Here is a 23489-nt window from a genome sequence, read left to right as displayed (position 1 = left end):
GGCCAAGCGTAGGCAGCCCACCCCCATGGCGAGCCCAAGCGAGGAGCTACGCCTGATCAAGCTGTGACAAAGAAAGGGATCGCACGCCGGGAGCATGCGGGGAGTCGCGCGTACGGGCCTCGCGAAGGTGCTCGCGAGGCCCGTACGGGTGGGGGGCGGGATCAGCCGTCGAGGCCGACGGACGGTGCCGGGGTCAGCTCCTGGTCCACTGCTGGTTGCTGCCGCCGTTGCAGTACCAGACGTCGACCGAGGTGCCGTTGCCGGTGCCCGCTCCGGCCGCGTCCAGGCAGAGCGCCGGGTTGGCGACGCTGGTCACCGAGAGGTCCGCGTTGACGTTCCACTGCTGGGCCGCCGCGCCGGTGCAGTCGGAGATGACCACGGGGTCGCCCGCCGAGGCTCCGGTCCCGCCCAGCGTCATGCACTTGTTGCCGTAGACGGTGAGTTGCTTGTTCGCGTCCCAGTTCCAGGTCTGGTTGCCGCCGCCGTTGCAGTCCCACAGGTCGAGCTGGGTGTTGTTGGTGGTGCTGAAGCCGGGCACGTCGACGCAGCGGTTGGAGCCGACTCCGCGCAGGACCTCACCGGGCGGCGCGGGCGGCAGGTCGTTCACGGGCGGCGTCTTGCCGAAGCCGTAGCCCCAGCGCAGCAGCGCGACTCCGGTGGCGCTGTTGTCCACCAGGTTGCCGTCGGCGTCCAGCGACTCGATCGAGTAGGCGTCCCCGAACCGCAGTCCCGGCCAGTACACCAGGCCCATGCCCTTGCTGCGGGCGGTGTTGGCCACGGCCGCCAGGTAGGAGGTGTACACGTTGCCGTTCCAGGCGCCGTAGTTGAGGCCGATGGTCATCGGTGAGCCGGCCTCGTCGATGACGGTCCGCCCGGCGTACGCGCCGATCCGGGCCTCCAGGTCGGCGGTCCAGTCCGCCTGCGTGGTGTGGCTGGCCCAGTAGCCGTAGAAGTGCAGCGACAGCAGCGTCCCCTTCAGGGCGCGGGCCGCGCCGACACCGGTGACGTTGTCGTTGTAGCCGGTACCGCTGATCACGACCCGGCCGCGCGGGACGTCCTTGTGCCGGGCCAGCCAGCCGCTGGTGACGGAGACCCACTGGTCCAGGGTGTAGCCGTGCGGCTCGTTCATGGGCTCGAAGTAGACCCGCGGGTTGTTCCGGTACGCCCGCACCACGGTGTCCCACATGGTGTTCCAGGTGGCCGGGTCGTCGACCAGGCCGTCCTTGCTGGTGTCGGCCTCCCAGTAGCTGACGATGACCTTGTCGCCCTGGGCCGTGGCCGCGTCGATCGTCGCCCGGTACGACTTCCACCAAGTGGTGCCCACGCTCGCCGGGTTGATCGGCAGGCGCAGTGTGTTGGCGCCCAGGTTCTTCCGGAAGCCGCGCACCATCTTCTCCGTGGTGCGGTACACGGTGCGGTAGCTGTCGGTCACCTTCAGGCCGCTGGGCACCACGGCGTCACTGGCGTAGTTGTCCCGCGGGTCCGCCCAGTTGACGCCGCGGAAGTCGCTGGTGCCGCCCTTCGGAGCGGGCTTGACCGAGGCGGGCTGGGCGGCCGGGGCGGCGGTGGCCGGCTGGGTGAGGGCGGGGGCGGTCAGCAACATGAGTGTCGCGCCGAAGCCGGCCATGAGCACACTGGCCAGTCTTCTCGACCTCGTCCGGGTCTCGGTCATGTCGTCTCCAGTGACGGGAAATGCTTGTGCGGGGTGCGGGTTCGCCACCTGAGCCGAGCCATTGACGAGCCGGAGAGTCCGTGAACGAACGCCCCAGATCCGCGCAAACCGGCCATGGTTACGTAACCATCGCCCGGACACTCGCATGACGGCCCCTTCGGGGGCAAGACCCTTGACGGTCATGAATCACGTGACATGCTCTGGCGGGGCCGGGCGGGGTGGGACGGTGGTCGGGGGTTGAATCGGGGGCGATCGAGACTTATGCCCCCATCGCGGGAGCGGGCGACGATCTTCATCTCAGGGGCCGGGGTGTTGTGTGACCGGTCACTTGCATGCCAGGATTGTGAGCGGTCACATTGGGGTCGGTCTTGCGACCGTGAACGCCGAGCCTCGCGGAGCCGAACCGTCCCGGAAGGGGAATCACGTTGACCGCTGCCGTTGCCGAGCGATCCCGTATCTGGGCGTGCCCGGAACTCGGACTGCATGCCGTCGTGGACACCACCGGCTCGGTGAGACTGGGCGGACCCGGCCAGGACACGGCCTGTCTCGTCCCCCTGGTGGAGATCACGGCGACCGGACACGGGCGCCTGTGGTCGGGCGAGCGTTTCATCGAGACGGCCATCGGCGAGCGGCTGGTCTACCGCGACCACGAGACGGTCGCGTCGGCGGGCGGCGGGGAGCGCACGACGATCCGGCTGACGGATGCGGTGACCGGGCTGGTGGCTGAGGTTCTGCTGGAGACGGGGGCGGGGGGCTCGGGCGGGGCGGGCTTTGCGGGGGCGGGTTCGGCCGGTGGTGCGGGGCGGGCTGGTCAGGCGCCGGGGGGCGTAACGCAGTTGGCCCACTCAGAAGACCCCTCCGCTCCCCCGCAAGGCCCCTCCACCTCCACGCGAACCCGCCCCACCCCCGCCGGTTTTCTCCGGGCCCGGGTGCGGCTGGTCAACGAGGGCAGCGCGCCGGTCCGGCTGGAGAGCGTCAGCACTCTGACCCTCGGCGGTGTCGCCGAAGGCGCCCTCGACGGCCTCACCCTGCACTGGGCGGACAACGACTGGCTCGCGGAATGCCGTTGGCGTCAGGCGCCCTTCCGCGACCAGGTCGTCCCGTTGAGCAGGTCCGCCCACGGTCACGAGGGCCGCGGCTGCTTCGAGCGGTACTCGCAGGGCAGTTGGTCCACCGGCCGCCACCTGCCCGTCGCCGCGCTGACCGACCCGCACGGCCGCGCCTGGCTGTGGCAGATCGAGTCCAGCGCCGGCTGGCGCTTCGAGACCGGTGAGCGCGAAGGCGCCGCGTACGTCGCCCTGTTCGGCCCGGACGACGCCCACCACCAGTGGCAGCACACCCTCGCCCCCGGCCAGGAGTTCACCACCGTGCCGGCCGTCCTCGTCCGGGCGGAGACCGGTGGCCTGGACGCCGCCTTCGGGGCCCTGACGGACTACCGGCGGAGCATCCGCCGCGACCACCCCGACCTGCGCGCGCTGCCGGTGATCTACAACGACTACATGAACACCCTCATGGGTGACCCCACCACCGAGCGGCTGCTGCCCCTGATCGAGTCCGCGGCCGCCGCCGGCGCGGAGGTGTTCGTCATCGACGCCGGCTGGTACGACGACGACGCGCAGGGCTGGTGGGACGCCGTGGGAGCGTGGGAGCCCGCGCCGAACCGTTTCCCGGGCGGTCTGCCGAAGCTCCTCGACACGATCAGCAGTCACGGGATGACACCGGGGCTCTGGCTCGAACCGGAGGTCGTCGGCGTCCGCAGTCCGCTCGCCCGTGCCCTGCCCGACGAGGCGTTCTTCCGGCGCGGGGGGCTGCGCGTCACCGAGCACGGGCGGCACCACCTCGATCTGCGCCACCCGGCCGCGCGGGCCCACCTCGACGAAGTGGTGGACCGGCTGGTCGACGACTGGGGAGTCGGCTACCTCAAACTCGACTACAACATCAACATCGGCCCCGGTACGGAGAACGGCCCCGAGAGCCCGGGGGCGGGCCTGCTGGGACACCACCGCGCGCATCTCGACTGGCTGGCCTCGATCCTGGACCGGCACCCCGGTCTGGTCGTGGAGAACTGCGGGTCCGGCGGACTGCGCATGGACTACGCACAGTTGGCCCTGGCCCAGGTGCAGTCCACCAGCGACCAGCAGGACTTCCTGCGCTACCCGCCGATCGCCGCGGCGGCACCGACCGCCGTGACACCGGAACAGGCGGCGGTATGGGCCTACCCGCAGCCGCACTTCAGCCCGGACGAGGTCGCCTTCACCCTCACCGGCGCGCTGCTGGGCCGTATCCACCTCTCCGGCTTCCTCAACCTCATGAGCGCCGAACAGTTCGCCCTCGTCCGCTCGGCGATCTCCGTCTACCGGGACATCCGGCGGGAGATCCAGGACGCCCACCCCTTCTGGCCCCTCGGTCTGCCGGGCTGGGAGGACTCCTGGATCGCCCAGGGCCTGCACACCGACGCCGGCACGCTGCTCACCGTATGGCGCAGGGAGCCGCCCGGCGGCGGACCCGCCCCCACCGACCTCACCATCCCCCTCCCCCACCTGCGGGGCAGCGCCCCGGCTCCGGTGGTCCTCTACCCGACGACCTCCGACTGCACCACGCAATGGGACCCGGCCCGAGCCCTCCTCACCGTCCACCTCCCCCGCCCCGACACGGCCGCCCTCCTCCGACTGAACAGGCCGTGACGGCCCAAGCTGTTCCCACGGCGCCGCCCGACCGGGGAAGGCCCGCGTCGAGCCCGGCGAGGTGAACCTGGGTCCGAACCCTCCGCGTGGCGCCGCGCCGGGGGGAAGGCGAAAATGGGACCGGACCAGAACCAGGACCTCCGGCCGCGGACGCGGGCAGGAACACAGGTGATCGTTCATGTGCCGATGGCTCGCTTACTCGGGAACGCCCCTGCTCCTCGACACCATCCTGTACAAACCGGCGCACTCGCTCATCGACCAGAGCCTCCACTCGAGACTGGGCGTCGAGACGACGAACGGTGACGGCTTCGGCGTCGGCTGGTACGCGCAGGAGAGCATCGGCACCCCGGCCCTGTTCACCGACGTGGGCCCCGCGTGGAACAACCGCAACCTGAGGGAGCTCGCGGATCACGTCCGCTCACCGCTGTTCTTCGCCCACATCAGGGCGACGACCGGCACGGCGGTGCAGCAGACGAACTGCCACCCGTTCCGGCACGGCCGCTGGATGTGGATGCACAACGGCGCCATCGCCGACTTCCACCTCCTGCGCCGCGAACTGACCCTGCTGGTCTCCCCCGAGCTGTACGCGGACATCGAGGGCACGACGGACTCGGAGGTGATGTTCTACCTGGCACTCACCTTCGGCCTCGACCGCAACCCGCCGGAGGCCGTGGCCCGGATGGTGGGCGCGGTGGAGCGCGTCGGCCGCGCGCACGGTGTGGAGTTCCCGCTCCAGATGACGATCGGCGTGACCGACGGCGAACGCGTGTGGGCCTTCCGCTACTCGAGCCTGGGCCGGTCGCGGTCGTTGTTCTACAGCACCCGCGTGGACACCCTGCGCAAGCTGCACCCGGACGCCGCGTTCCTGGAAGAGGTCTCCGACGACACCCGCCTCGTCGTGTCCGAACCCCTTGGCGACCTGCCCGGCGCCTGGAACGAGGTACCGGAGAGCACGTACGGCGTCATCCAGGACGGCATGGACGAACTGCACCCGTTCGTCCCGGAACCGGTGTGACGCGACAGCGGTTGCCCGTCAGCCGCTCCTGGCCCTCCTGGTGCCGGTACCGCTCCGACCGGACTTGGCGGGCACGCTCTTCTTCCTCGCGGGTTTCTCCGCGGTGGCGCTTGCGGGCTTCTGCGCGGTGGCGCTCGCGGGCTTCTCCGCGGTGGCGCTCGCGGGTTTCTCCGCGGTGGCGCCCGGCTGCGACGGCGTGGTCCGGGGTGCCCGGCCCGATGTGGTCGACCACTTGAACTCGATCTCCAGCTCGACCTCGCCGTCACCGATCTCGATCTCCAGCTCGGTGCGCAGGTCGTCGGGGATCCGCAGGCCCAGCGTGGTTCCGGAGCCGAGCTTCAGCTCGGCCTCCCCGCCGTCTCGCAGCGCAGCGGCAAGCGCGGCCAGGCGGTCAGCCGCCTCGATACGTGACAGCGAACTCTTCTGCTCGAACTTGAGATCCTTCACGAGCGCCTCCCATGAGAGACAAAAACGACATACCGCCAATTCTGCTGCACCGGGCGGGATCGGACCTCCTCACGGTCCCGGTGTCAGGACCAGGGCGCCGCGAGGACGAAGGAGCGGCTGGCCCGGTACGCGGCCGTGTCCTGCGCGGGGTCGAGCCACAGCTGGAGGTCGTCGCGGTGGCGCAGATAGCGGCCCGGGTAGTTGTACGACTCCAGGGAGACCGACCCGGGCGTGGAACCGGCACGGGGGCAGAACGTGGCGTCCTTGCGGAAGAGAGCGGAGGCGTCGTCGGTGTCCAGCCGGATGCGGAAGGCGTAGTGGCGCACATACCTGCCGGCGGCGTCCTTGAGCGAGTAGCAGTGGGGGTCGGCCAGACCGGGCACGAACGTGAAGGTCGCCGCCTGCCGAGCGGCCTCGGAGCTGGTGGCGCCGACCGGTCCCAGGATGCCCAGCCGGTCGGACTGGCTCGCGTAGTCCCCGGGCCGGTCGACCGACCGCAGGGCGTGCCGCCCCGTGAAGCGCGGCTCGGCGGCCGTCACGGAGGCCGCCTTCGGCGCAGGCGCATGCGTCCGGGGCGGAGTCGGGGTCGGGGTCGCGGTCCGTGGGGCGGGGGTGCGCGCGGACGGCTGCTCGGACGAGGTGCCGGGCGACAGCGCGGCCGCGGCAGCGTGCCGCGGGCCCGGTTCGTGCGATCCGGTGGCGGCGTACCAGGCCGCTCCGGCGACCGCGAGCGTGACGGCGGTCGCGGCGGCCGCCGTCACGGGCTTGGCGGCGAGCCGGCCGGTGGTCCGCGCCGTACGGCTCGCACGGGCAGCCGTACGGCCCCCACGGGCAGTCGTACGGCCCCCACGGGCAGTCGTACGGCCCCCACGGGCAGTCGTACGGCCCCCACGGGCAGTCGTACGGCCTCCACGGGCGGCCGTACGGATGCCCGCCCCGGCCCCCGCCCCGGCCGACCCCGCCACCGCCGTCCGGGCCAGTACCAGGCCGGCCAGACCGATGGGCACGGGCACCAGCGCGAGGCCTGCCAGCAGCCCCTCCGCCGGTATCAGGTCGGACGCGCTGCGCAGGCACCGCGGACAGTCCCGGACATGGCGCGCCAGCCGCTTGCGCCACAGCCCGGAGGGCCGTCCGTCCCAGGAGCCGAGCACAGGAGCCAGGTCCGGGCAGCGCGGCGAGGCCGTCACGGCCCGTACGACGGCGCGCGCCGTCTCCAGTCGTTCCTTGACGCGTTGGACCCGGACCGCGGCGTGGCTCGGCGTGAGGCCGCAGGCCGCCGAGAGCTCGCCGCGGGTCAGTTCGCCGGCGCTCTCCATCCACCACAGCGCGAGCACCTCGCGCTCCTCGTCCTCCAGCCAGCGGGTCGCCTCGACCGCCTCGCGCCGCTGGCCCGAGAGGGCGAGCCGAAGAATGGCCAGGTCGGCGAAGTCGGGCTGCGCCTCCCCCGCGCCCGGGTCCTCCAAGGGGTCCGACGTGAGCCAGGTGCGCCCGGCGCGCCACCGGTCACGGATCTGCCGCACGGTGATGGCCACGAGCCACGACCGGAACCGGTCCGGTCGTTCGAGTCCGGGCAGGCCGTCCAGGACCCGCACCATCGTCTCCTGGACCACGTCGTCGACGTCGCCGTGCCCGTGCAGTGCCCGTCCGACGATGTTGTAGACCAACGGCAGGCAGTCCCCCACGAGTTGTTCCGCGGCCTGCCGGTCCCCGTCCCGGGCCGCCGCGACGACGGCGACGTCCGGCCGTTCCCGAGTGTCCCGCGAGCCCACTCCGCCCACCCGTCCCCTCGCCCTGCCGACATGTCGAGGCGACAGTGTGCCAGGAGGCCGCCGTCCTCACCGAGCCAGGTTCGCTCGCCTCCGGCCGCGCCACGACCGCCCGGCCGACCGTCAGCCCTGCGCCGCGGCCTTCTTGATCGCTTCGCGGATCCGGGAGTAGGTGCCGCAGCGGCAGACGTTCTCGATGCCGTCGATGTCGGCGTCCGTCGGGTGGGACGTCTTCTTCAGCAGAGCCACCGCGGCCATGATCTGGCCGGGCTGGCAGAAGCCGCACTGCGCGACGTCGCAGTCGAGCCACGCCTGCTGCACGGGGTGCAGCCGGTCACCGTCGGCCAGGCCCTCGATCGTGGTGACCTGCCGGTCCGCGCAGTCCGCGACCCGCACGACACAGGGCTGGATCTCCTCGCCGTCGAGGTGGCTCGTACAGGCACGGCAGACGCCCACGCCACAGCCGTACTTGGGTCCCGTGACGTTCAGCAGATCCCTCAGGACCCACAACAGGGGCATGTCGGACGGGGCTTCGACGGTGACCGGCTTCCCGTTGAGGAGGAAGGAATACGACGGCATCAGCACCCTTTTCGGAGGTCGGGTTCCCGGAGACCGGGTTCTGGGAGTCGGGTTCTCGGAGGTCGGGTTCTCAGAGATCGCGTTCTCGGAGATCGCGTTCTCGGAGATCGCGTTCTCGGAGATCGCGTTCTCAGAGATCGCGTTCTCGGAGATCGCGTTCTCGGAGATCGCGTTCTCGGAGATCGCGTTCTCGGAGGTCGGGTTCTCGGAGGTCGGGTCAGAAGGTGAGCGGGAAGCGGCGGGGCCTGGTCCCGGTCGCCCGGGCATAGGCGTTGGCGACGGCGCCGGCCGCGGCCGGGACACCGAGTTCACCCGCCCCGCCCGGTTCCCGCCGGGAGGGCATGATGTGCGCCTCGAAGCGCAGCGGGGCGTGCCGCTGGCGGGCGTAGCGGAAGTCGGCGTAACTGCTCTCGCGGACGGCGCCCCGGTCGATGTGCAGACCGGCCGTCAGGACGGTGGAGATGCCATCGATCGCGGTGCCCATGAGCTGGGCCTCCAGCCCGCGCGGGTTGACGGCCGTACCGACGTCGGCGGCCATCACCACTCTGGTCACCCGGGGGTTCTTCGGGTCGCCGGCGTCGATCTCGACCAGACAGGCCACGCAGGAGCCATACTCCTCGTGGACGGCGACACCCTGCGCTTGGCCCGCCGGCAGGGTCCGGCCCCAGTCACCGGCGGCCGCGACCTTGTCGAGCACGGCTTTGACGGACTTGTTCCTGAGAGTGATGCGCCGGAAGGCGACCGGGTCCTTCCCCAGGCTCCGGGCGACCTCGTCGACGACGATCTCCTCCGCGGTCCGCATCGTCCCCGAGTCCACCGACCGCCAGGCGCCGAGGGGGATGGCCAGGTCGACCGATCCCGAATCGCCGGACACCCGGCCGAAGTTGTACAGGCCGTCGTCGCTGGGCAGCGGGCCGGCCGCGGTCGCGAGGGCAGGTGCCACCGCGTCGCCGACGCCCCCCTGGGCGGAAAAGAGGCCCTTCCCCTCGTACGACTCGCTCACGGAGGCCGTCACATGGCTGAACGCCACGACCCTGCCCCCCGCGTGGCTGGCCCGGATCCGGTGGTGGCTGGCCGGGCGCATCCGGCCGTGCCGGATGTCGTCGGCGCGGCTCCACATCAGCTTGACTGGTCGGCGTGCCGCCTTCGAGATCAGGGCCGCCTCGATCGCGGCGTCGTGGTTGAGCCGGCGGCCGAAGGAGCCGCCGCCTCGTATGACGTGGACCTTCACCTTCGCAGCGGGCAGCCCGACCGCCGAGGCGATGCTGTCCCGCGCGTCCATCGGCGTCTGCGAGGAGAACCAGATCTCGGCACGGTCCGCGCGGACGTCCGCGACCGCCGTCAGCACCTCCATGGGGGCGTGGCTGACGAACGCGAACTCGAACTCGCCCTCCGTCTGCGTGGATCCGCGCGGCGGGGTGCCGAGCCGTGGGACGGCGGCCCGCAGCCGCGAGCGGATCTCGGCATCGGAGAGCGACGCGAGCGGACCCGGAGCCCAGGTGATCCGCAGGGCGTCCCGCGCCTGGAAGGCGTGGTGGAAGGAGTCCGCCACGACGGCGACCCCGCCGGCGGCCTTGACGACGGCGTGGACACCGGGCATGGCGCGTGCTGCCCGGGAGTCGACCGAGACGAGCTTCCCGCCGAGCGTGGGCGGCCGGGCCACCACGGTCGGCTTCGCTCCGGCCACCGCCAGGTCCCCGGCGTACTCGGCCTTGCCGGTGACGATGTCTCGGGCGTCGATCCGGGTGGTCGGTCGCCCGATCACCCGGTGCCGGGACGCGGGCTTGGGTCTGCTCGACACGGTCGGCCGGGTGATCCGGGCGGCGCTCGCGGTCAGCGAACCGAAGGTGGCCGACCGCCCGTCCGGTGCGAACACCCGCGTGTTCCTCGTGTACAGGAACCGCGCGGGCAGACGCCACTGCTTGGCCGCCGCGGTCACCAGCTTGGCACGCGCCAGGGCGGCCAGCTCACGGGCCGGACCGTACAGCGAACTCACCGAGCTGGAACCGCCCGTGAACTGGTTGCCCCGGGTACGGGCGCCGGCGAGCGGGATCTCGACGTCGGCGATCCGGGCGTCCAGCTCCTCGGCGATCATCATGGCGACCGCGGTGGTGACGCCCTGGCCGACCTCTACGCGCGGCAGTCGTACGACGACCTTGTTGGCCTCGGTGACTTCGAGGACCAGCATCTCCTCGTCGGCGCCGGTCACCAGGACGTCGGAGGAGCGGCGCGGTGCGGGTGCGGTGGGCTCGGCGCCTTCCGCCGGCGCCGCGTCACAGCCGAGCGGCGCGGCGACGGTCAGTGTGGACGCGGCGAGCGAGTAGACCACGAACTTCCTGCGAGACCACTGGCGGGCCAATGAACGCTCCTCTCCGAGAATCCCGGCCGTTCGACTGGTAGGTCGACTGGTAGGAGGGAGCAGCGCTCTTCGGGGTTGCCCGCGGAACCGATCCGCCTGTGCGCCGTTTCAGGACAGCGAGGTTCGGTGTCGGCAATCAGCAGGAGTGGCCGAGTTGGGTGAGGGCCAGGTCGAGCATGTCGGCGAAGAAGTCGGCGGCGGCGGTGTCGATGCACAGCGGTGGCTTGATCTTGAGGATGTTGAGGTGGTCTCCGGTCGGCTGGACGATCACGCCGAGGTCGAGCATGCGGTCGCAGAGTTCGGCGGTCTCCTCCGTGGCAGGTTCCAAGTCGGCGCGGTTTCGGACGAGTTCGAGGCCGAGGTAGAGGCCCGAGCCGTGGACGGCGCCGATGATGCCGTGGCGGTCGGCGAGTGCCTCTAGCCGGGTTTTCAGATGGCCGCCGACCCGTGCCGCGTTGCCCTGGAGGTCCTCGTCGCGCAGGGTGTCCAGGACGGTGAGGCCCACGACGCTGGAGACGGGGCTGCCGCCGGTGGAGGAGAAGAAGTAGCCCTGGTCGCGGTACCGGTCCGCGACCGCCTTGGACGTGATGACGGCGCCGAGGGGGTGCCCGTTGCCCATGGCCTTGGCGACACAGACGATGTCGGGCACGACCCGCTGCTGCTCGAAGCCCCAGAACCAGTGTCCCAGGCGGCCGTATCCGACCTGGACCTCGTCGGCGACGGCCAGGCCGCCGTGACGCCGTACCGCCGCGTACACCTGGGCGAGATAGCCGTCGGGCAGGGGGACTCCGCCGGCGTTGCCGTAGAAGGTCTCCCCGATGAACGCTCCCGCCGGGCGTCCGGCGGCGGCCAGTTCGTCGATCACCGCGACGGCCTCGGGTGCGTAGCGCACGGCGTCCGGCCCGCGGTGGCGGCCCCGGTAGGAGTTGGGCGAGTCCACGGTGTGCACCCAACTCGGCCGGGTGGCCAGGGCGTTCGGGTTGTCCTGGAGCGAGGTGGAGACCGCGTCGGAGGCGTACGTCCAGCCGTGGTAGGCCTCACGCAGCGCGACGACGTCGTGCAGGCCGGAGGCCCCGATGGCCAGGCGAAGGCCCAGATCCACCGCTTCCGAACCGGAGTTGACGAGGAACACCGTGTCCAGGGGGTCGGGGAGGAGGGCGGCGAGGCGCTCGGTGAACTCCACCACGGAGGCGTAGTGGAAGCGGGAGTTGGTGTTGAGCCGCCGCAACTGCCGGGAGACCGCCTGCTCGACGCGGGGGTGGGCGTGGCCCAGCGGCGTGACGTTGTTGACGATGTCGAGGTACGACCGGCCGTCGGTGGACAGCAGATGGTGGCGCCAACCCCGTTCGATACGCGGGGGGTCGGCGTAGTAGTGCCCCTGCACGGTGGCGAACGCGGCGGCACGCCGGTCGAGCAGGTCCTTCTCGGGCGTACGGTCGGGTTCGGCCGGCAGGCCGAGGAGCGGGGCGGGGTCGGCGGTGAGCGCGAGCCAGCCGGCGGCGTACTCGGGACGCACCAGGCGCGGGGCGGCGGGGCCGTCGGCGTCGCGCAGCGCGACATGGATCGCGGCACCGGAGGCGAGGTGGGTGATGTCCTCGCCCGCCCGCACCGTCGCACCGGCGGTGACCACGGGCCGGACCGTGCGGGGGAAGGACAGCGACAACACCTGCGCGCCGTAGGCGAGTTCCACGTGGCCGGGCGCCGCGGCGAGGACTTTCCCGGCGGCGGGCGCCTGCACCACGACATCCCGGCCGAGCCAGAGGTCGGTTCCGGTGGGCACCGTGGCGGGGGACACCGCCGACAGCGCCGGTGTCCTGGTGAGCCGCGCACGGGCGTACCGGGTGGCGACGGCGGCCGCTCCGTTTGCCAGCGCGGAGGCCACCAGCCGGGCCTCGGTGCCGGCGTCCGTCCAGGCGCCGTGGTCCATGGAGTCGGCGTCGGTGGACAGGTCGAGGAGGGTGATGTCGTCGGCGGCGAGGTCCCGCAGGAGGGGGCGCTCCGGCGCATCGGGGACCCGCAGGAGGGGGCGCTCCGGCGTATCAGCGTCCCGCAGGAGGGGGCGCTCCGGCGTATCAGCGTCCCGCAGGAGTGGGCGTACCGGCGTGTCGGCCGGTGCGGTCCGAGCGGGCAGTGCGGTCGTGCCGGTCGCGTCCTTGATGAGGCGGACCATCACCGGCAGCGGCAGCGAGGTGGCCTGTTCGAAGATGCGCCACTCGTGGTCGAGCGCGGCCGTGGCGTAGACGTTGTCCTCGTCGACGGCGGCCTGGTGCTGCCCGCTGGCCACCAGGACGGCGCCGCGCAGCACCACCAGCGGCCACACCGCCTCGGCTTCCTCGGCAGAGAGCGGGCGTACGGCGTGGAAGGCCCGGACGGCCGGCAGCACGTGGTGAGGCTCGATCCCGTCGTGGTGGAGCATCGAGGACAGGGACACGGCGAGTTCGCCGACGGCCCAACTCGTGGTCACGTCACCGAAGTCGATGATCCCGTCCGGCATCGGCGGACGGCTGCCGGGACAGCGGACCAGATTGTCGTCGGTGAGGTCCAGGTGCACGGCCTGCGACGGCAGCGCGGCGGCGAGCTCGTGGACATGCGCCCAGGCCTCGGCCGTCGCGGTCCCGACGGCCGTGCGCCGGTCGGGTTCGTCGATGTGCCCGGCGAGCTTGGCGACGACGCGGTCGGCGTGCCGCGGGTCCCACTGGAGCACGCGGTCCAGGCCCGGGTGCCGGAAGTCGCGCAGGGCGGTGCTCACCTTCCCCGCGATCGTGCCCATGGCGGCCACGGTGCCGGGTGACAGGTGCCGTGGTCCCGAGAGCGTGCCGCCGGGCAGGTAGCGCAGCAGGCGCGCGACGGCCGGACCGTTCCCGGTGTCCACCGTCGTGCGCCGCGGGGAGCCGTCGGGGTGGCGCAGGACCGTGGCGATGCGCAGTTCCGGACAGGCCGAGGCGATCAGGTCGGCTGCGGCGTCCTGCGCTTCGATCTCCACTGTGCCGAAGGCGGGGTTGGCGATCTTCAGAACGGCCGCGGGCGTCCCGTCACCGGTGTGCAGCAGGAAGTTGGCGTCCTGCTGGCTGCCCAGCGACTGCGCGCGAGCGGTGATGCCGAGGTGCTCGGCGGCGATGAGCTCGGCCTCGGCCGGCGCCACGCGGGGTACGGGGAGGGCGTCCTCGGTGAAGAAGTCGATGGTGCGGTACTCGTCGTGGGGCATGCAGGGTTCCTCGGCTGGGGTGAGCGAATGGGCGAATGAGCGGACAGGGCTCGGACTCCCGGCTGCCTCAGTCGACGTGCCACAGGAAGCGGTGGGTGTGAATCCCGAAGTAGGGGAAGTTCTCCACGGACGCGACACCCTCGACGGGCCGCACGACGTCGTTGATGAAGTCCAGGAGGTCGCGGGGCTGAGGGCACACCACCTCCGCGAACAGGTCGAAGCCGCCGGACGTCAGGACCGTGTAGACGACTTCGTCGTGCCGGGACAGTTCATCGGCGACCGCCCGGGGGTCGCCGTCGATGCGCAGGCCGAGGAGTGCCATCGTCTGCCGGCCCATGGTCATCGGGTCGGTCACTCCGACGACCTGGACCGCCTTGGCGTCGATCAGCCGCTGCAACCGCAGCCGCGCGGCCGAGGGCGACAAGCCCACCTTCGGCCCCAGATCGGCGTAGGGGATCCGGCCGTCGACCTGTAGCTCCCGCAGGATGGCCCGGTCGATGTCGTCCATGCAGCACCTCCTGCTCCTGCACGAACGGCAGGAGTCACGCGCGTTTCAAGCACCATGACCGATTTATGCGCTCGATTCAAGTGCGACGACGAGGGAATCGATCGCATCACGAGTGCGGCTTGCCGTGAACGCGCGGGACGAGCAGCGCGCCCGCATCCGCGCAGCGCCCCCGCAGCCGGACGGCGCGACGGTCCGGGGCGACCGGCCGGAACTCGCTCCTGGACGACCCCTGCGTCATGAACACGGCTCTGCTTTCGGGCACGCCACGGCCTTCACGCTCAGCGCGCGACCGGTCCTCGACCACGCGGGTGAGACGGCCGCCCCGCCGATCGCCATGTGCCGAGTCGGCCGGCCTCAGGTTCTGCGCGTCACTCCTGACCCGGCTCGCGGCGGCCACCCTTGACGCGCGGTTCGCGGGGGCTCACGGCTGCACGGCTTCCGCCGCCTGCGCACCCGCGGGGGGACGACGCGACGACCTACACGAAGCCTTCCTCGGACCCGCCGTCCGTCTGATCACGCACCGCCACGTCCAGAGGCTTTGATTCAGGGCCAGTCGGGGCGAGGCGCACACCGAGGACGAACTCGCCGAGCCCTGCCGTCCTTAAGCAGGGCCACCGGGCCGCTCACTGCACGAGTTCGATGTGCGGATGGTCGGCGGACACCGGGCAGACGTGGAGTTGCAGGTCGTAGGCGTCGGCGATGTTGAGCAGAGTGACGTTCCCGGGCTGGGTGCGGAGGGGAAGCAGGGTCGGGTTCGTCCGTTCCTCCTCGGGCATCCAGGTCTGGCTGCCGGGGTCCCATTCCCCGCTCGCGACGGTGAGGAGCGGGATCGTCTCGGTGCCGCATGCCGCGCACGGACGCGGCATGGGGTCGGTGAGGCCCCAGCGGGTCCAGCCGCCGGTCTTCCACCCGGGGGCGTGGGACAGGTTGCGGAAGTAGAACTCCTGCGGGCTTTCCGCACCGGTGGCGTCCCACGCGTGTCCGGCTGCCTCCCACCGGCTCTCGTCCCCCAACTCCTCTTGCAGTTCCTTGCTCAGTTCCATGGGGCTGGGGTACTCGGTGACCTGCTCGGGTGCCAGGAGGCACGGCATCGGGAGGTACCAGTCGAACTGGATGACCGGCGGCTCGGGCGGGGCGTCGAGGACGTCGGTGACGGAGGCGGACGAACGCCAGCGGAGGGCGGTTCGGGGGTGTGCGAACTCCTCGTGGTCGCAGGGGCACCACAGGACCTGGAGCAGATCGGCGCCGGGCGGGCTGCCCGGGAGGGGCACGTCACGGGCGTAGAGCTGGGCAACAGGAATCATCGGAATCGGACCGTCGACCCACGGGTGGCCCTTCCGGAGCCGCTGCTGGATCTCCCGTTCCTCGGGCGTGAACGCGGGAGCCTCGGGGTCGCGGCGTCGGCGCTCGGCTGCTGCCGTACGGATACGACGCAGAAGCCGGATCTCGTCCGGGGAGTGCATCTTGTCCGACGCTTCGCTGTCGTGTGGCTCGTCGCAGTGCGGCCACGGCTCGTCGGCGGGCCACAGGAGCGGTCCGCCGACGGAGCTTTCGTACGGCGTGGGCGACCCGGGGCGTGGATGCAGCCGGGTCGCCGTGCGGGCCAGCGGGGCCAGTTGAGGGAAGAGCGCGGTCACGTCGAGCGGCCGCGGCGGGGTGGTGAAACTCATGCTGGCTCCCGATGGCACGAACTGACGGTGATCAGTTGCCGAGGTTGTACAACCCGGTGTTCTTCAGGGTGTTGGTGACATAGACGTTGGAAAACAACTGCTCGATCGTCCCGTTGGCCCGTTCGACATTGGCGTTCATCGTGACTCCCACCGGGATCGTACTGGTGTCGTCGTTGTAGACGGGCGTCACCTGGTAGAAGATCGCGTCGTCCGGTCCGAACTCGGAGTCGTCGTCGCTCTGGATGAGATCCTGCGCCATGGTTTCGTAGGTTCGCATGCTGGGCGTGCCCGTGTTCATGCCCAACTGCCAGCAGGGGACGAGATTGACCTGGATGCCCCGGCCGCCGGCGACGTTCGGAATCAGGTGGCACCGGGCCAGCCCGTTGGTGAGCGAGTTGGCCTTCCTGAAGTTCTCCGCATCCTGCCAGCCCGGGATGTCTCCCTGTGCGGGTGTGCCCTTGGGGGCTGTCTTGTCCAGGCACGCCTGAGCCCTGCCCGGCCTGGCTCCGGGCCGGCCCAGCGGGTCGGTCGTCTTGTTGACGTGGGGAACCGGTTCGGTGGTGTTCAGGATCCATCCGGCGCCGTTGGGAAGCGAGCCGTCCGGTGTGGTGTCCAGGCAGCGGGCGTGCGGGCCGGTGTCCGGCAGCGAGAACGTCAGCTCGAACTGGTCGGCGTCGATGACCCGTTGGTTCCTGAATCCGTCGGCGAGCTGCGCGGCGGCGAACTGCTTCTCGTCGGGCGTGACATGGGCCTGGACACAGGGTGAGGCGGGGTCCACGGCCCGGGCGTCGTTCAGGACGTACGTGTCCCATTCGCCGTTGCCGAGGTTGGGTATCACCTTGACGCAGGCGCTGCCGGCGGCACCGCCTTCCTTCGCCTCGCCGAAGGGGAAGTCACCGCAGGAGTCGTTGTCGACGAGCTCCGGCTCGGGCGAGAAGCCGCCGCATGTACGTGCGGTACGGTCCGCCACCCCGCTCGTCGACCGGGTCAGGGGGCTGCCCTTCTTCCCCCAGGCGCCGTTGAGGTTCTTCTGCGCCCACGCGTAGGCGGCCACGGCGCCGCCGGCGTCGGAGGCCTTCGCGCTCATCGCTACGACGGGCATGATCGAAGGGATGACACAGCCGGCCGACGAGGTGCCCCCGACCGCGTTGTCGCAGCGGATCTTGCGCGGGTTGTCCCAGGAGGCGCTCGGGTCGACGGGCGTGGCGCCGGGGGAGGTCACGTACAGCTTGTACGAGGTGAGGAACTCCGCGACGGAGCCCACCGCGGGAGCCGAGGAGTACTTGACGTCACCGGCGAGGGTCTTCCCCAGGACCAGACCACTCTCGTACCAGGGTGCGGTCGTCGTCGCCCTGCAACCGGTTCCGCAGGAGGCACGGAACTTGGCGTCGAGGGCGGTGACTTCGCCGCTCGCAGAGGTCATCGTCACGGTGACGTGCTCGCTCCACGCCGTACCCGCCGCCGGCAGGGAGGCACTGGTGGAGACCTCCAGGGTGCCACGCCCGAGCTCCGCGCCCTTGCTGTCGCGCAGTACGTAGAGGACGTTCACCCCGGTCACGCAGTAACTGAACCGCTCGTAGGAGTAGTTGCCGGGGCTGGTGAGGGAGCAGGTCGCGGTGGCGGCCGAGGTGGCGGCGAGGCTCTGCTGCCGTGCCTTGGTTCGCGCGGCCGGGACGGGGCTGGTGCTCACACACGCCTCGACGGCGCCCGCCCGGCGCTCCTTCGTCCCTGTCCTCGTGGCCTCACAGCGTTCGCCCGACCGCCCGGGGAAGGCGCTGGTGGCGGTAAGGGGGGCCGGAGTTCCGGTCCGGTTCGTCCGGTCCACCGTCGCCGCGGGCCGCGCCTTCCCGTCCGCGGCCTGCTGTGCCGTGGCCGGACCCGCCGTGGTGAGTCCGAGCGTCACCGCGGCGAGGACGGCGAGTACCGTCGACCGCGCCCGTATTCGGGATGCGCCTCGCGGGCGTCTCTCGTGCATGTCTGTCAGGTCTCTCTTCCTTGGTTCGTGGTCCTGGAGGCAGCGGAGAAGGGGGGCACCGGACATGAGGTGCCCCCCGGGGGCAGCGGTGGGCGGCCCGCGCTCTACCGCGTCGGAGCCGTGCGAGAGGGGTTCAGTGGTCAGGCGACCAGATCGAACAGGTCCTTGGTGATGGACGAGACCCCGTCCTCGACCACGCCGGCGATTTTGCCCACGACGGGCTTCACGGCAGTGCTGGCGGGCTTCAGCGCACCCAGCCACTTGGACTGGCCGTAAGTGACCAGGCTCAGGCCGGTGCCTGCGGCGGACCACCAGAAGTCGCTGCTCGTGAAGCCGTGTTCGATGCCGGTGAAGACCGTGCTGATGGCGCTCGCGCCGGTGGAGACGGCGGCGAAGAAGCCGGCTGCGGCGAAGGCCGGCGGGAAGACGAATCCGGCGAGAGTGCAGCCTGCGGCCAGGAGGCCGGCGCCGACGCTGACCACGTTGGCGGCGTCCGCGTAGAACTGGGCGTCGTTCCACCACTCGTCGGAGTCGGCGGGGTCCTGGGTGCCGTTGGGATTGACCTGGTTGTTCCGGTCGTTGGCGGCGGGATCGCGTTTCGCCTCGCGGTCCGCCTTGGCCTTCTCCGCGGCTGCCTTGGCCGCGGCTGCCACTTCGGCCCGGTGCTTCGCGGCCGCGATCTGCTTGGCTTCGGAGTACGCGGTGGCGGCCTTCTTCGCGTCGGCCTGCGCGGCGAGCGCGGAGGCGCGGGCGGCGTTGGCCGAACTCTGCGCGGCGGCGGAGGACTTGAGGGCGGCGCGCGCGGAGTCGATCGCCTTGTTGGCCGAGTAGTTGGCCGAGCGGGCCGCGCCGCGCGCGGTCGCGGCGGCCGCCTTCGCCGTGTTGGCCGAAGCCTGGGCGTCCGCGGCCGACTTGTCGGCGGCGTCCGCGTTGCGGCGCGCCTCGTCGGCGTAGCTGTCGGCCGCCTTGGAGGAGGCTATCGCCTTGTCCGCCCACTCCTGAGCCTTGGCGGCGTTGTTACGGGCCAGATAGGCGGCCTGGGTCGCCCGTGCGGCGTTCTCCTGAGCCTGCTGGGCGATCTTCGCGGCGGCGGCTATCGCACCGCGGATCGCGGCGACATGGGTGGCGGTGTCGTGGTCGAGCTGGGCCGTCCGGAACTGGACCACGAGGATGAAGTTGCGCAGCATCCACGCCGGGCCCTCCAGGGCGACCTCGGCGTAGGCCTTGGTGAAGGCGCCACCGGTGGCGATGAGCTGACTGGCGAGGACCTTGTCGTCCTCCTGCTGGGCCAGCGGGTAGGCGTGGTCGAAGAAGTAGTTGAGGGATTCGGTGGTGTTCTCGTCGAGTGCCTTGTTGGCGGCGGCGGTGACGGCCCTGCCCGCGCCGTCCTTGATGATCCTGCCGATCGCGACGCGCAGTTCCTCGTCGGAGGCCTTCTTCATGCCGCTGGTGAGGAAGTCACCGATGGCCGTGGAGCTGGAACTCTCCAGGGCGAGCTGGGCGGCCTCGGCGATCTTCGGCGCGGCGATCGTCGCCACATGGAGGGTGGTCTCACGGTCGTCCTGGCCCTGGGCGAGGGCCCGGTCGAGGTCGATCCAGGCGAAGATGTCGTCGTCGGAGCCGGCCAGGGCGTGCTGGGCGGCCTGCCGGGTGAAGGCGCCCCGGGACTCGATCAGGCCGATCGCGGCCTTGCGCCCCAGGGTCGCGGCGAGCTCCATGTCGCCGGAGTACAGGGCCTGTTCAGCCCTGGTGATGAGGTCCTTGATGTCCTGGGCGGTGCGTTCCGCGAGAAGGCGCTTGTCGCGGACGTCGGACAGATCGGTCGCCTCCACGGAGGCGAGCAGCCGCGCCTCCTCGATCGCCTTCTGCTTGTCCTGCTCCAGCGTCTGGGCCTCGGCGGCGCGAGCGTTCTTCTCCACCTCGATGGCGTCGGTGACGGCCTTGGTGGCGACGTTGGCGGCCTTCACGGCCTCGTCGGCGTGCGCGGTCGACTTGTTGGCGTAGTCGATGGCCTGGCCCGCGTACTTCACGGCCTCCTCGGCGGCGGCTGCCGCCTTGTCGGCGTGGGCGGCGGCGGAATTGGCTGCGTCGCGGGCGGTGCGGGCCGCGGCGGCGGCAGTGCCGGCCAGTGCCTGGGCGGCGGAGGCGGCGTTGGTGGCACGGTTGGCCGCACTGGTGGCGATGGCGGCCTGGCGCTTGGCCTCGGCGGCCTCCGCCTGGGCGACACCGGCGGAGGCGGCGGCCTGGGCGGCGGCCGTGGCGGCAGCGGCCGAGTTGCGTGCCGCGGAGGCGGCGGCCGTGCCGGCGGACGCGGCCGCATCGCCGGCGACGGCGGCCTTGTCGGCGGCCGCGGCGGCACTACGGGCCTTGGCCGCCGCGTTCTTGGCGGCGACCGCGGCGTCCTTGGCCTCCTGCGTCTTGCTCGCGTCCTTGGAGGCGGCTATCGCGGCCCTGTAGGCACGGGAGGCGGCGCTGCCCGCCTTCGAGGCGGCCTGAGCGGCACCGGTGGCCGCCCAGGAGGCACGGCGGGACGCGTTCACCGCCGCGTTGGAGGCGTTGATGGCGTTGCGTGCGGCGTCCGCCGCGCCCTTTGCCGCGTTCGCGGCCTTGCGGGCCGCGGCCGCCGACTTCTGCACGTCGTTCTGGGCCGCGGACGCCTCGGCGGCGGCCTTCTGGGCGGCCTCCTTGGCCTTCCCGGCGGCGGTCTCGGCGCGTGCCGAGGCCTCCACGGCCAGGTTGGTCTCCTTCTGAGCCCGCTTGCCCTCGCGCTCGACAAGGGCCACCAGCTCCTCGATGGTCGCCGACTCCTGGTCCCGGGCGCGGGCGATGTGCTGCCCGGTCTCCATGAACCACTCCACGTCGCTCGCGGACCCCTCGAGCGCACGGCTCGCGTACTTCTGCACCTCCGGGCCGCCGTTCACCAGCATGGCGCTGACCTGGACCCGGGTGTCCTCCAGACGCGCGTCGTACTGCTTGTCCGTGAGGAAGGCGGTGAGAGCCGGTGCGGTGGCGGCGTCGAGAGCGGTGTTGGCGCTGCGGACCACGGCCTTGTCGCCGGTGGTCGAGACGGTGCTGGTGGCGACCCGGAGATCTTCGAGGATGGCCGGTTTGAAGCCGTCCTTCAGGAAGGCGGCGATCGCGGCGTCGCCGCTCTCGAGAGCGGCCACGGCCTCTCTTCGCAGGCCCTTGCCCGCACGGTCCAGGCTGCGGACGATCGCGACGCGGTTGTCCTCCACGGTCTGCCTGGGCAGCGTCTCGGCGAGGAAGGTCTGGATGTCGGCGTCGGACCCGTAAAGGGCTGCCGCGGCAGCGGCCTTGACGCCCTTGCCACCGGTCAGCCACGCCCTGACGACCTTGGCGCGCTCGGTGTCCGGCAGCGGCACCGGTTCGGGTCCCGTACCGTCCGCGGCTGCGGCGGTCGCGGGCAGGAGCGTTAAGGGTGTGGAGGCCACGACGGCGGAGGCGGCGAGCGCGCCGAGCACGCGGCGACGGCTCCAGAAGCTTGTCTGCATTGGAGAGTAGTCCTTTGTGTGAGCGGCTGGCTGGACGTGCCGGATCGCACCGGCAGGGCGGTTCCGAATGCCCCGAAAAAGTGGAATGCCGACCGCGGACGTGAAGTGGCGTGCGGTCGGGAGCACTTGTCGCTCGGGACCATATCAACTGTCCTTGCGGAGTGGGCCAATTAAGCAACCAGGTTCTTTAACTCCGTTTTTGAGCTGCCATCTTGATGGATCATCAGAAGCTTCTTTACAGGAGCTTCACAAGTGGGGGTGCAACCTTCATGGAGTGTGACGGAGGTCATGAGTGAGGCATGTGGTTTGCTGCGGTATGCACCGTTCTCCGCACTCGACCCAGGAGTGGCTTCGTGTTTGCATGATGAAGAGGCTGGTGATCGCCAGGGCGAGGGCTGCTCGCTTTGAGGCGTAAGGAAGCCACTTCCCGGGGGAGTTGGAACGCGCGCGGCAGAACAATGCCGATAAGGCGTTCCCTTGCACCCGAAAACGCGAGACCGGTGACGAATATCCGGTCCTCAGTAACGAACTTGGGGGATGCAATGAAGCCTTACAGCAGAATGTCCGCTCAGCCACGGCGCAGGCGGATCGCGCTGCGCGCACTGGGCGCGGCCGCGGTCGGCGCCCTGGCCTGGATCGCAGCGGCCACGAGCATCCCCGGCGCAGCCTCGCAGGAGGCGAACCCCGCCGCGCTGGTCGCAGGGGAGACCCCCGGTTACGCGGTGGAGGACTTCAACTACCCGCTGGCGGACAAGATCCTGGCCGAGAAGAACATCGTCCTCAAGCGCGGCGACGGCCACATCACCCTGGCCGAGTGCGCGAGTGGTGCCGGCCTTCTGGAGATCATGGCCCGCGACAAGGCCGACAAGATCTGCTTCAAGGTGGTCGGCAACTCCGGCTGGCTGACCCTGGAGATCCCCGCGGTCTACGCGATCAAGGGCAACGACTACACGACCGCGGTCGACATGACGGTGGGCGCCGAGGAGAAGTCGTACGACATCCTCAAGAACTCCTGGACACCGGTGGGCGAGGCCGCGGACCCGGACAGCCGCGATCACATGCTCGTCGAGATCAGGTCCTCCAAGTAAACGCGGTCACATTGTCATGCCCACCGCAGTGCGCCCGCTGACCACGGGACGCGCGGCCCTCGTCCAGGAAGCCCGCTCATGCACCTCTCCAGACGTCACCGTCTCTCCGCGCTGACCGCTGCCCTGCTCGCAACCCCCGTCGTCCTGGGCGCCGTTCCGTCCGCGACCGGCTCGGCCTCCGCGCTGAGCGGGGTCGAGGCCCCGGCAGAGCTGACCTATGTCGCGAAGGTCAACGTCGGTGAGCAGTCGGCCTGCACCGGCACTCTCGTCGACCCGCAGTGGGTCCTGACCGCGGCCACCTGCTTCGCCGCGGACGGTGAGCTCTCGGCGGGCAAGCCCGCCGTCCCCACCACCGTCACGGTCGGCCGCACCGACCTGACCCAGACCGGTGGGAGTGTCCGGCAGGCCCTCTGGCTGGTCCCGCACGCCGACCGGGACCTGGTCCTGGTCAGGCTGGCCTCCCGGATCACCGACCCCACCGTCAAGCCCGTGCGGCTGGCGACGACGCCCGCAGTCGCGGGCGAGCAGCTGGTGCAGGCGGGATTCGGACGCACCAGGACCGAGTGGGTGCCCGACAAGCTGCACACCGGCACGTTCACCGTCGCCGCCACCGCGGCCACCACCGTGGACCTCGACGGCTCCGCCACGGCGACCGTCTGCAAGGGGGACGCCGGCGGCCCCGCCCTGCGCACCGTCAACGGCACCACCGAACTCGTCGCCGTCAACTCCCGCTCCTGGCAAGGCGGATGCCTCGGCATCGACGCCGCCGAAACCCGTACCGGCGCCGTCGACACCCGAGTCGACGACCTCAGCAGTTGGGTCAAGGACGTCTTCAGCCGGGAGAAGGTCACACCGGCGGACATCGACGGGGACGGAAAGGACGACCTGGTCCTGCAGCGCATCGACGGTTCCGTCGTCGTCCATCGCAACCTCGGGAACAGCTTCGGTGCCGGCACCGTCATGTCCGCCGGCTGGAGCCGTTTCCTCACCGGTACCGACATGGGCCGTC

General features: G+C 71.1%; 15 protein-coding genes. 4 read left to right on the top strand and 11 right to left on the bottom strand.

The features are described 5' to 3' along the window. Positions 1-193: 193 nt before the first annotated feature. Positions 194-1672, bottom strand: a complete 1479-nt coding sequence (locus AQJ54_RS08775) for a ricin-type beta-trefoil lectin domain protein (protein ID WP_062235697.1) — start codon at positions 1670-1672, stop codon at positions 194-196. 491 nt (positions 1673-2163) lie between these two features. On the opposite strand from AQJ54_RS08775, the gene AQJ54_RS08770 reads away from it, so the two are divergent. Further along, positions 2164-4356: a glycoside hydrolase family 36 protein gene (locus AQJ54_RS08770; protein ID WP_248845344.1), complete on the top strand. Its 2193-nt coding sequence runs from the start codon at positions 2164-2166 to the stop codon at positions 4354-4356. A 178-nt stretch (positions 4357-4534) separates the two neighbouring features. Continuing rightward, on the top strand, positions 4535-5371 hold the full coding sequence (locus AQJ54_RS08765; protein ID WP_062235694.1) for a class II glutamine amidotransferase: 837 nt from the start codon (positions 4535-4537) through the stop codon (positions 5369-5371). A gap of 18 nt (positions 5372-5389) precedes the next feature. On the opposite strand, the gene AQJ54_RS08760 is transcribed toward AQJ54_RS08765, so the two are convergent. The 10 genes from AQJ54_RS08760 to AQJ54_RS08720 form a co-directional block, all read right to left on the bottom strand. Continuing rightward, positions 5390-5818 (bottom strand): amphi-Trp domain-containing protein, encoded by a 429-nt coding sequence (locus AQJ54_RS08760; RefSeq protein WP_062235691.1) that lies wholly within the window; start codon positions 5816-5818, stop codon positions 5390-5392. Positions 5819-5901: 83 nt separating this feature from the next. Beyond that, complete coding sequence (locus AQJ54_RS08755; RefSeq protein ID WP_062235688.1) at positions 5902-7587, bottom strand: sigma-70 family RNA polymerase sigma factor; 1686 nt, start codon at positions 7585-7587, stop codon at positions 5902-5904. A 120-nt stretch (positions 7588-7707) separates the two neighbouring features. Continuing rightward, positions 7708-8163 (bottom strand): (2Fe-2S)-binding protein, encoded by a 456-nt coding sequence (locus AQJ54_RS08750; RefSeq protein WP_030323655.1) that lies wholly within the window; start codon positions 8161-8163, stop codon positions 7708-7710. Positions 8164-8380: 217 nt separating this feature from the next. Further along, on the bottom strand, positions 8381-10492 hold the full coding sequence (locus AQJ54_RS08745; RefSeq protein WP_079069789.1) for a xanthine dehydrogenase family protein molybdopterin-binding subunit: 2112 nt from the start codon (positions 10490-10492) through the stop codon (positions 8381-8383). A gap of 166 nt (positions 10493-10658) precedes the next feature. Continuing rightward, a complete protein-coding gene (locus tag AQJ54_RS08740; RefSeq protein WP_062235682.1) occupies positions 10659-13727 on the bottom strand; it encodes an aminotransferase in 3069 nt (1022 codons plus the stop codon). 67 nt (positions 13728-13794) lie between these two features. After that, the gene (locus tag AQJ54_RS08735; protein WP_062235679.1) at positions 13795-14235 is read right to left on the bottom strand and encodes an Lrp/AsnC family transcriptional regulator; all 441 of its coding nucleotides are present in this window, start codon (positions 14233-14235) and stop codon (positions 13795-13797) included. Positions 14236-14341: 106 nt separating this feature from the next. Beyond that, positions 14342-14497: a hypothetical protein gene (locus tag AQJ54_RS45600; protein ID WP_159055513.1), complete on the bottom strand. Its 156-nt coding sequence runs from the start codon at positions 14495-14497 to the stop codon at positions 14342-14344. A gap of 361 nt (positions 14498-14858) precedes the next feature. Further along, on the bottom strand, positions 14859-15905 hold the full coding sequence (locus AQJ54_RS08730) for a hypothetical protein (RefSeq protein WP_062235676.1): 1047 nt from the start codon (positions 15903-15905) through the stop codon (positions 14859-14861). 31 nt (positions 15906-15936) lie between these two features. Then, positions 15937-17880 (bottom strand): DNA/RNA non-specific endonuclease, encoded by a 1944-nt coding sequence (locus AQJ54_RS08725; RefSeq protein WP_079069788.1) that lies wholly within the window; start codon positions 17878-17880, stop codon positions 15937-15939. A gap of 140 nt (positions 17881-18020) precedes the next feature. After that, positions 18021-21392 carry an ALF repeat-containing protein gene (locus AQJ54_RS08720; RefSeq protein ID WP_211278515.1) on the bottom strand — a complete coding sequence of 1124 codons (3372 nt, stop codon included), beginning with the start codon at positions 21390-21392 and terminating at the stop codon, positions 18021-18023. Between the two features lie 560 nt (positions 21393-21952). Here AQJ54_RS08720 and AQJ54_RS08715 point away from each other — a divergent pair. Beyond that, a complete protein-coding gene (locus AQJ54_RS08715; protein ID WP_211278514.1) occupies positions 21953-22480 on the top strand; it encodes a hypothetical protein in 528 nt (175 codons plus the stop codon). A gap of 78 nt (positions 22481-22558) precedes the next feature. Continuing rightward, a partial coding sequence (locus tag AQJ54_RS08710; RefSeq protein WP_159055512.1) for a S1 family peptidase occupies positions 22559-23489 on the top strand: 931 nt, incomplete at its 3' end.

Source organism: Streptomyces griseorubiginosus (assembly GCF_001514195.1).
GTDB lineage: Bacteria > Actinomycetota > Actinomycetes > Streptomycetales > Streptomycetaceae > Streptomyces > Streptomyces griseorubiginosus.
The sequence above is the reverse complement of the archived record's forward strand: the minus strand, read 5'-3'. Positions and strand labels throughout refer to the sequence as shown.

Bases quoted from the DNA above. Each gene is read 5' to 3' on its own strand.
- AQJ54_RS08735 (WP_062235679.1), bottom strand. From the start codon at position 14,235: ATGGACGACATCGACCGGGCCATCCTGCGGGAGCTACAGGTCGACGGC.
- AQJ54_RS08740 (WP_062235682.1), bottom strand. From the start codon at position 13,727: ATGCCCCACGACGAGTACCGCACCATCGACTTCTTCACCGAGGACGCC.
- AQJ54_RS08720 (WP_211278515.1), bottom strand. From the start codon at position 21,392: ATGCAGACAAGCTTCTGGAGCCGTCGCCGCGTGCTCGGCGCGCTCGCC.
- AQJ54_RS08775 (WP_062235697.1), bottom strand. From the start codon at position 1,672: ATGACCGAGACCCGGACGAGGTCGAGAAGACTGGCCAGTGTGCTCATG.
- AQJ54_RS08750 (WP_030323655.1), bottom strand. From the start codon at position 8,163: ATGCCGTCGTATTCCTTCCTCCTCAACGGGAAGCCGGTCACCGTCGAA.
- AQJ54_RS08715 (WP_211278514.1), top strand. From the start codon at position 21,953: ATGTCCGCTCAGCCACGGCGCAGGCGGATCGCGCTGCGCGCACTGGGC.
- AQJ54_RS08730 (WP_062235676.1), bottom strand. From the start codon at position 15,905: ATGAGTTTCACCACCCCGCCGCGGCCGCTCGACGTGACCGCGCTCTTC.
- AQJ54_RS08725 (WP_079069788.1), bottom strand. From the start codon at position 17,880: ATGCACGAGAGACGCCCGCGAGGCGCATCCCGAATACGGGCGCGGTCG.
- AQJ54_RS08765 (WP_062235694.1), top strand. From the start codon at position 4,535: ATGTGCCGATGGCTCGCTTACTCGGGAACGCCCCTGCTCCTCGACACC.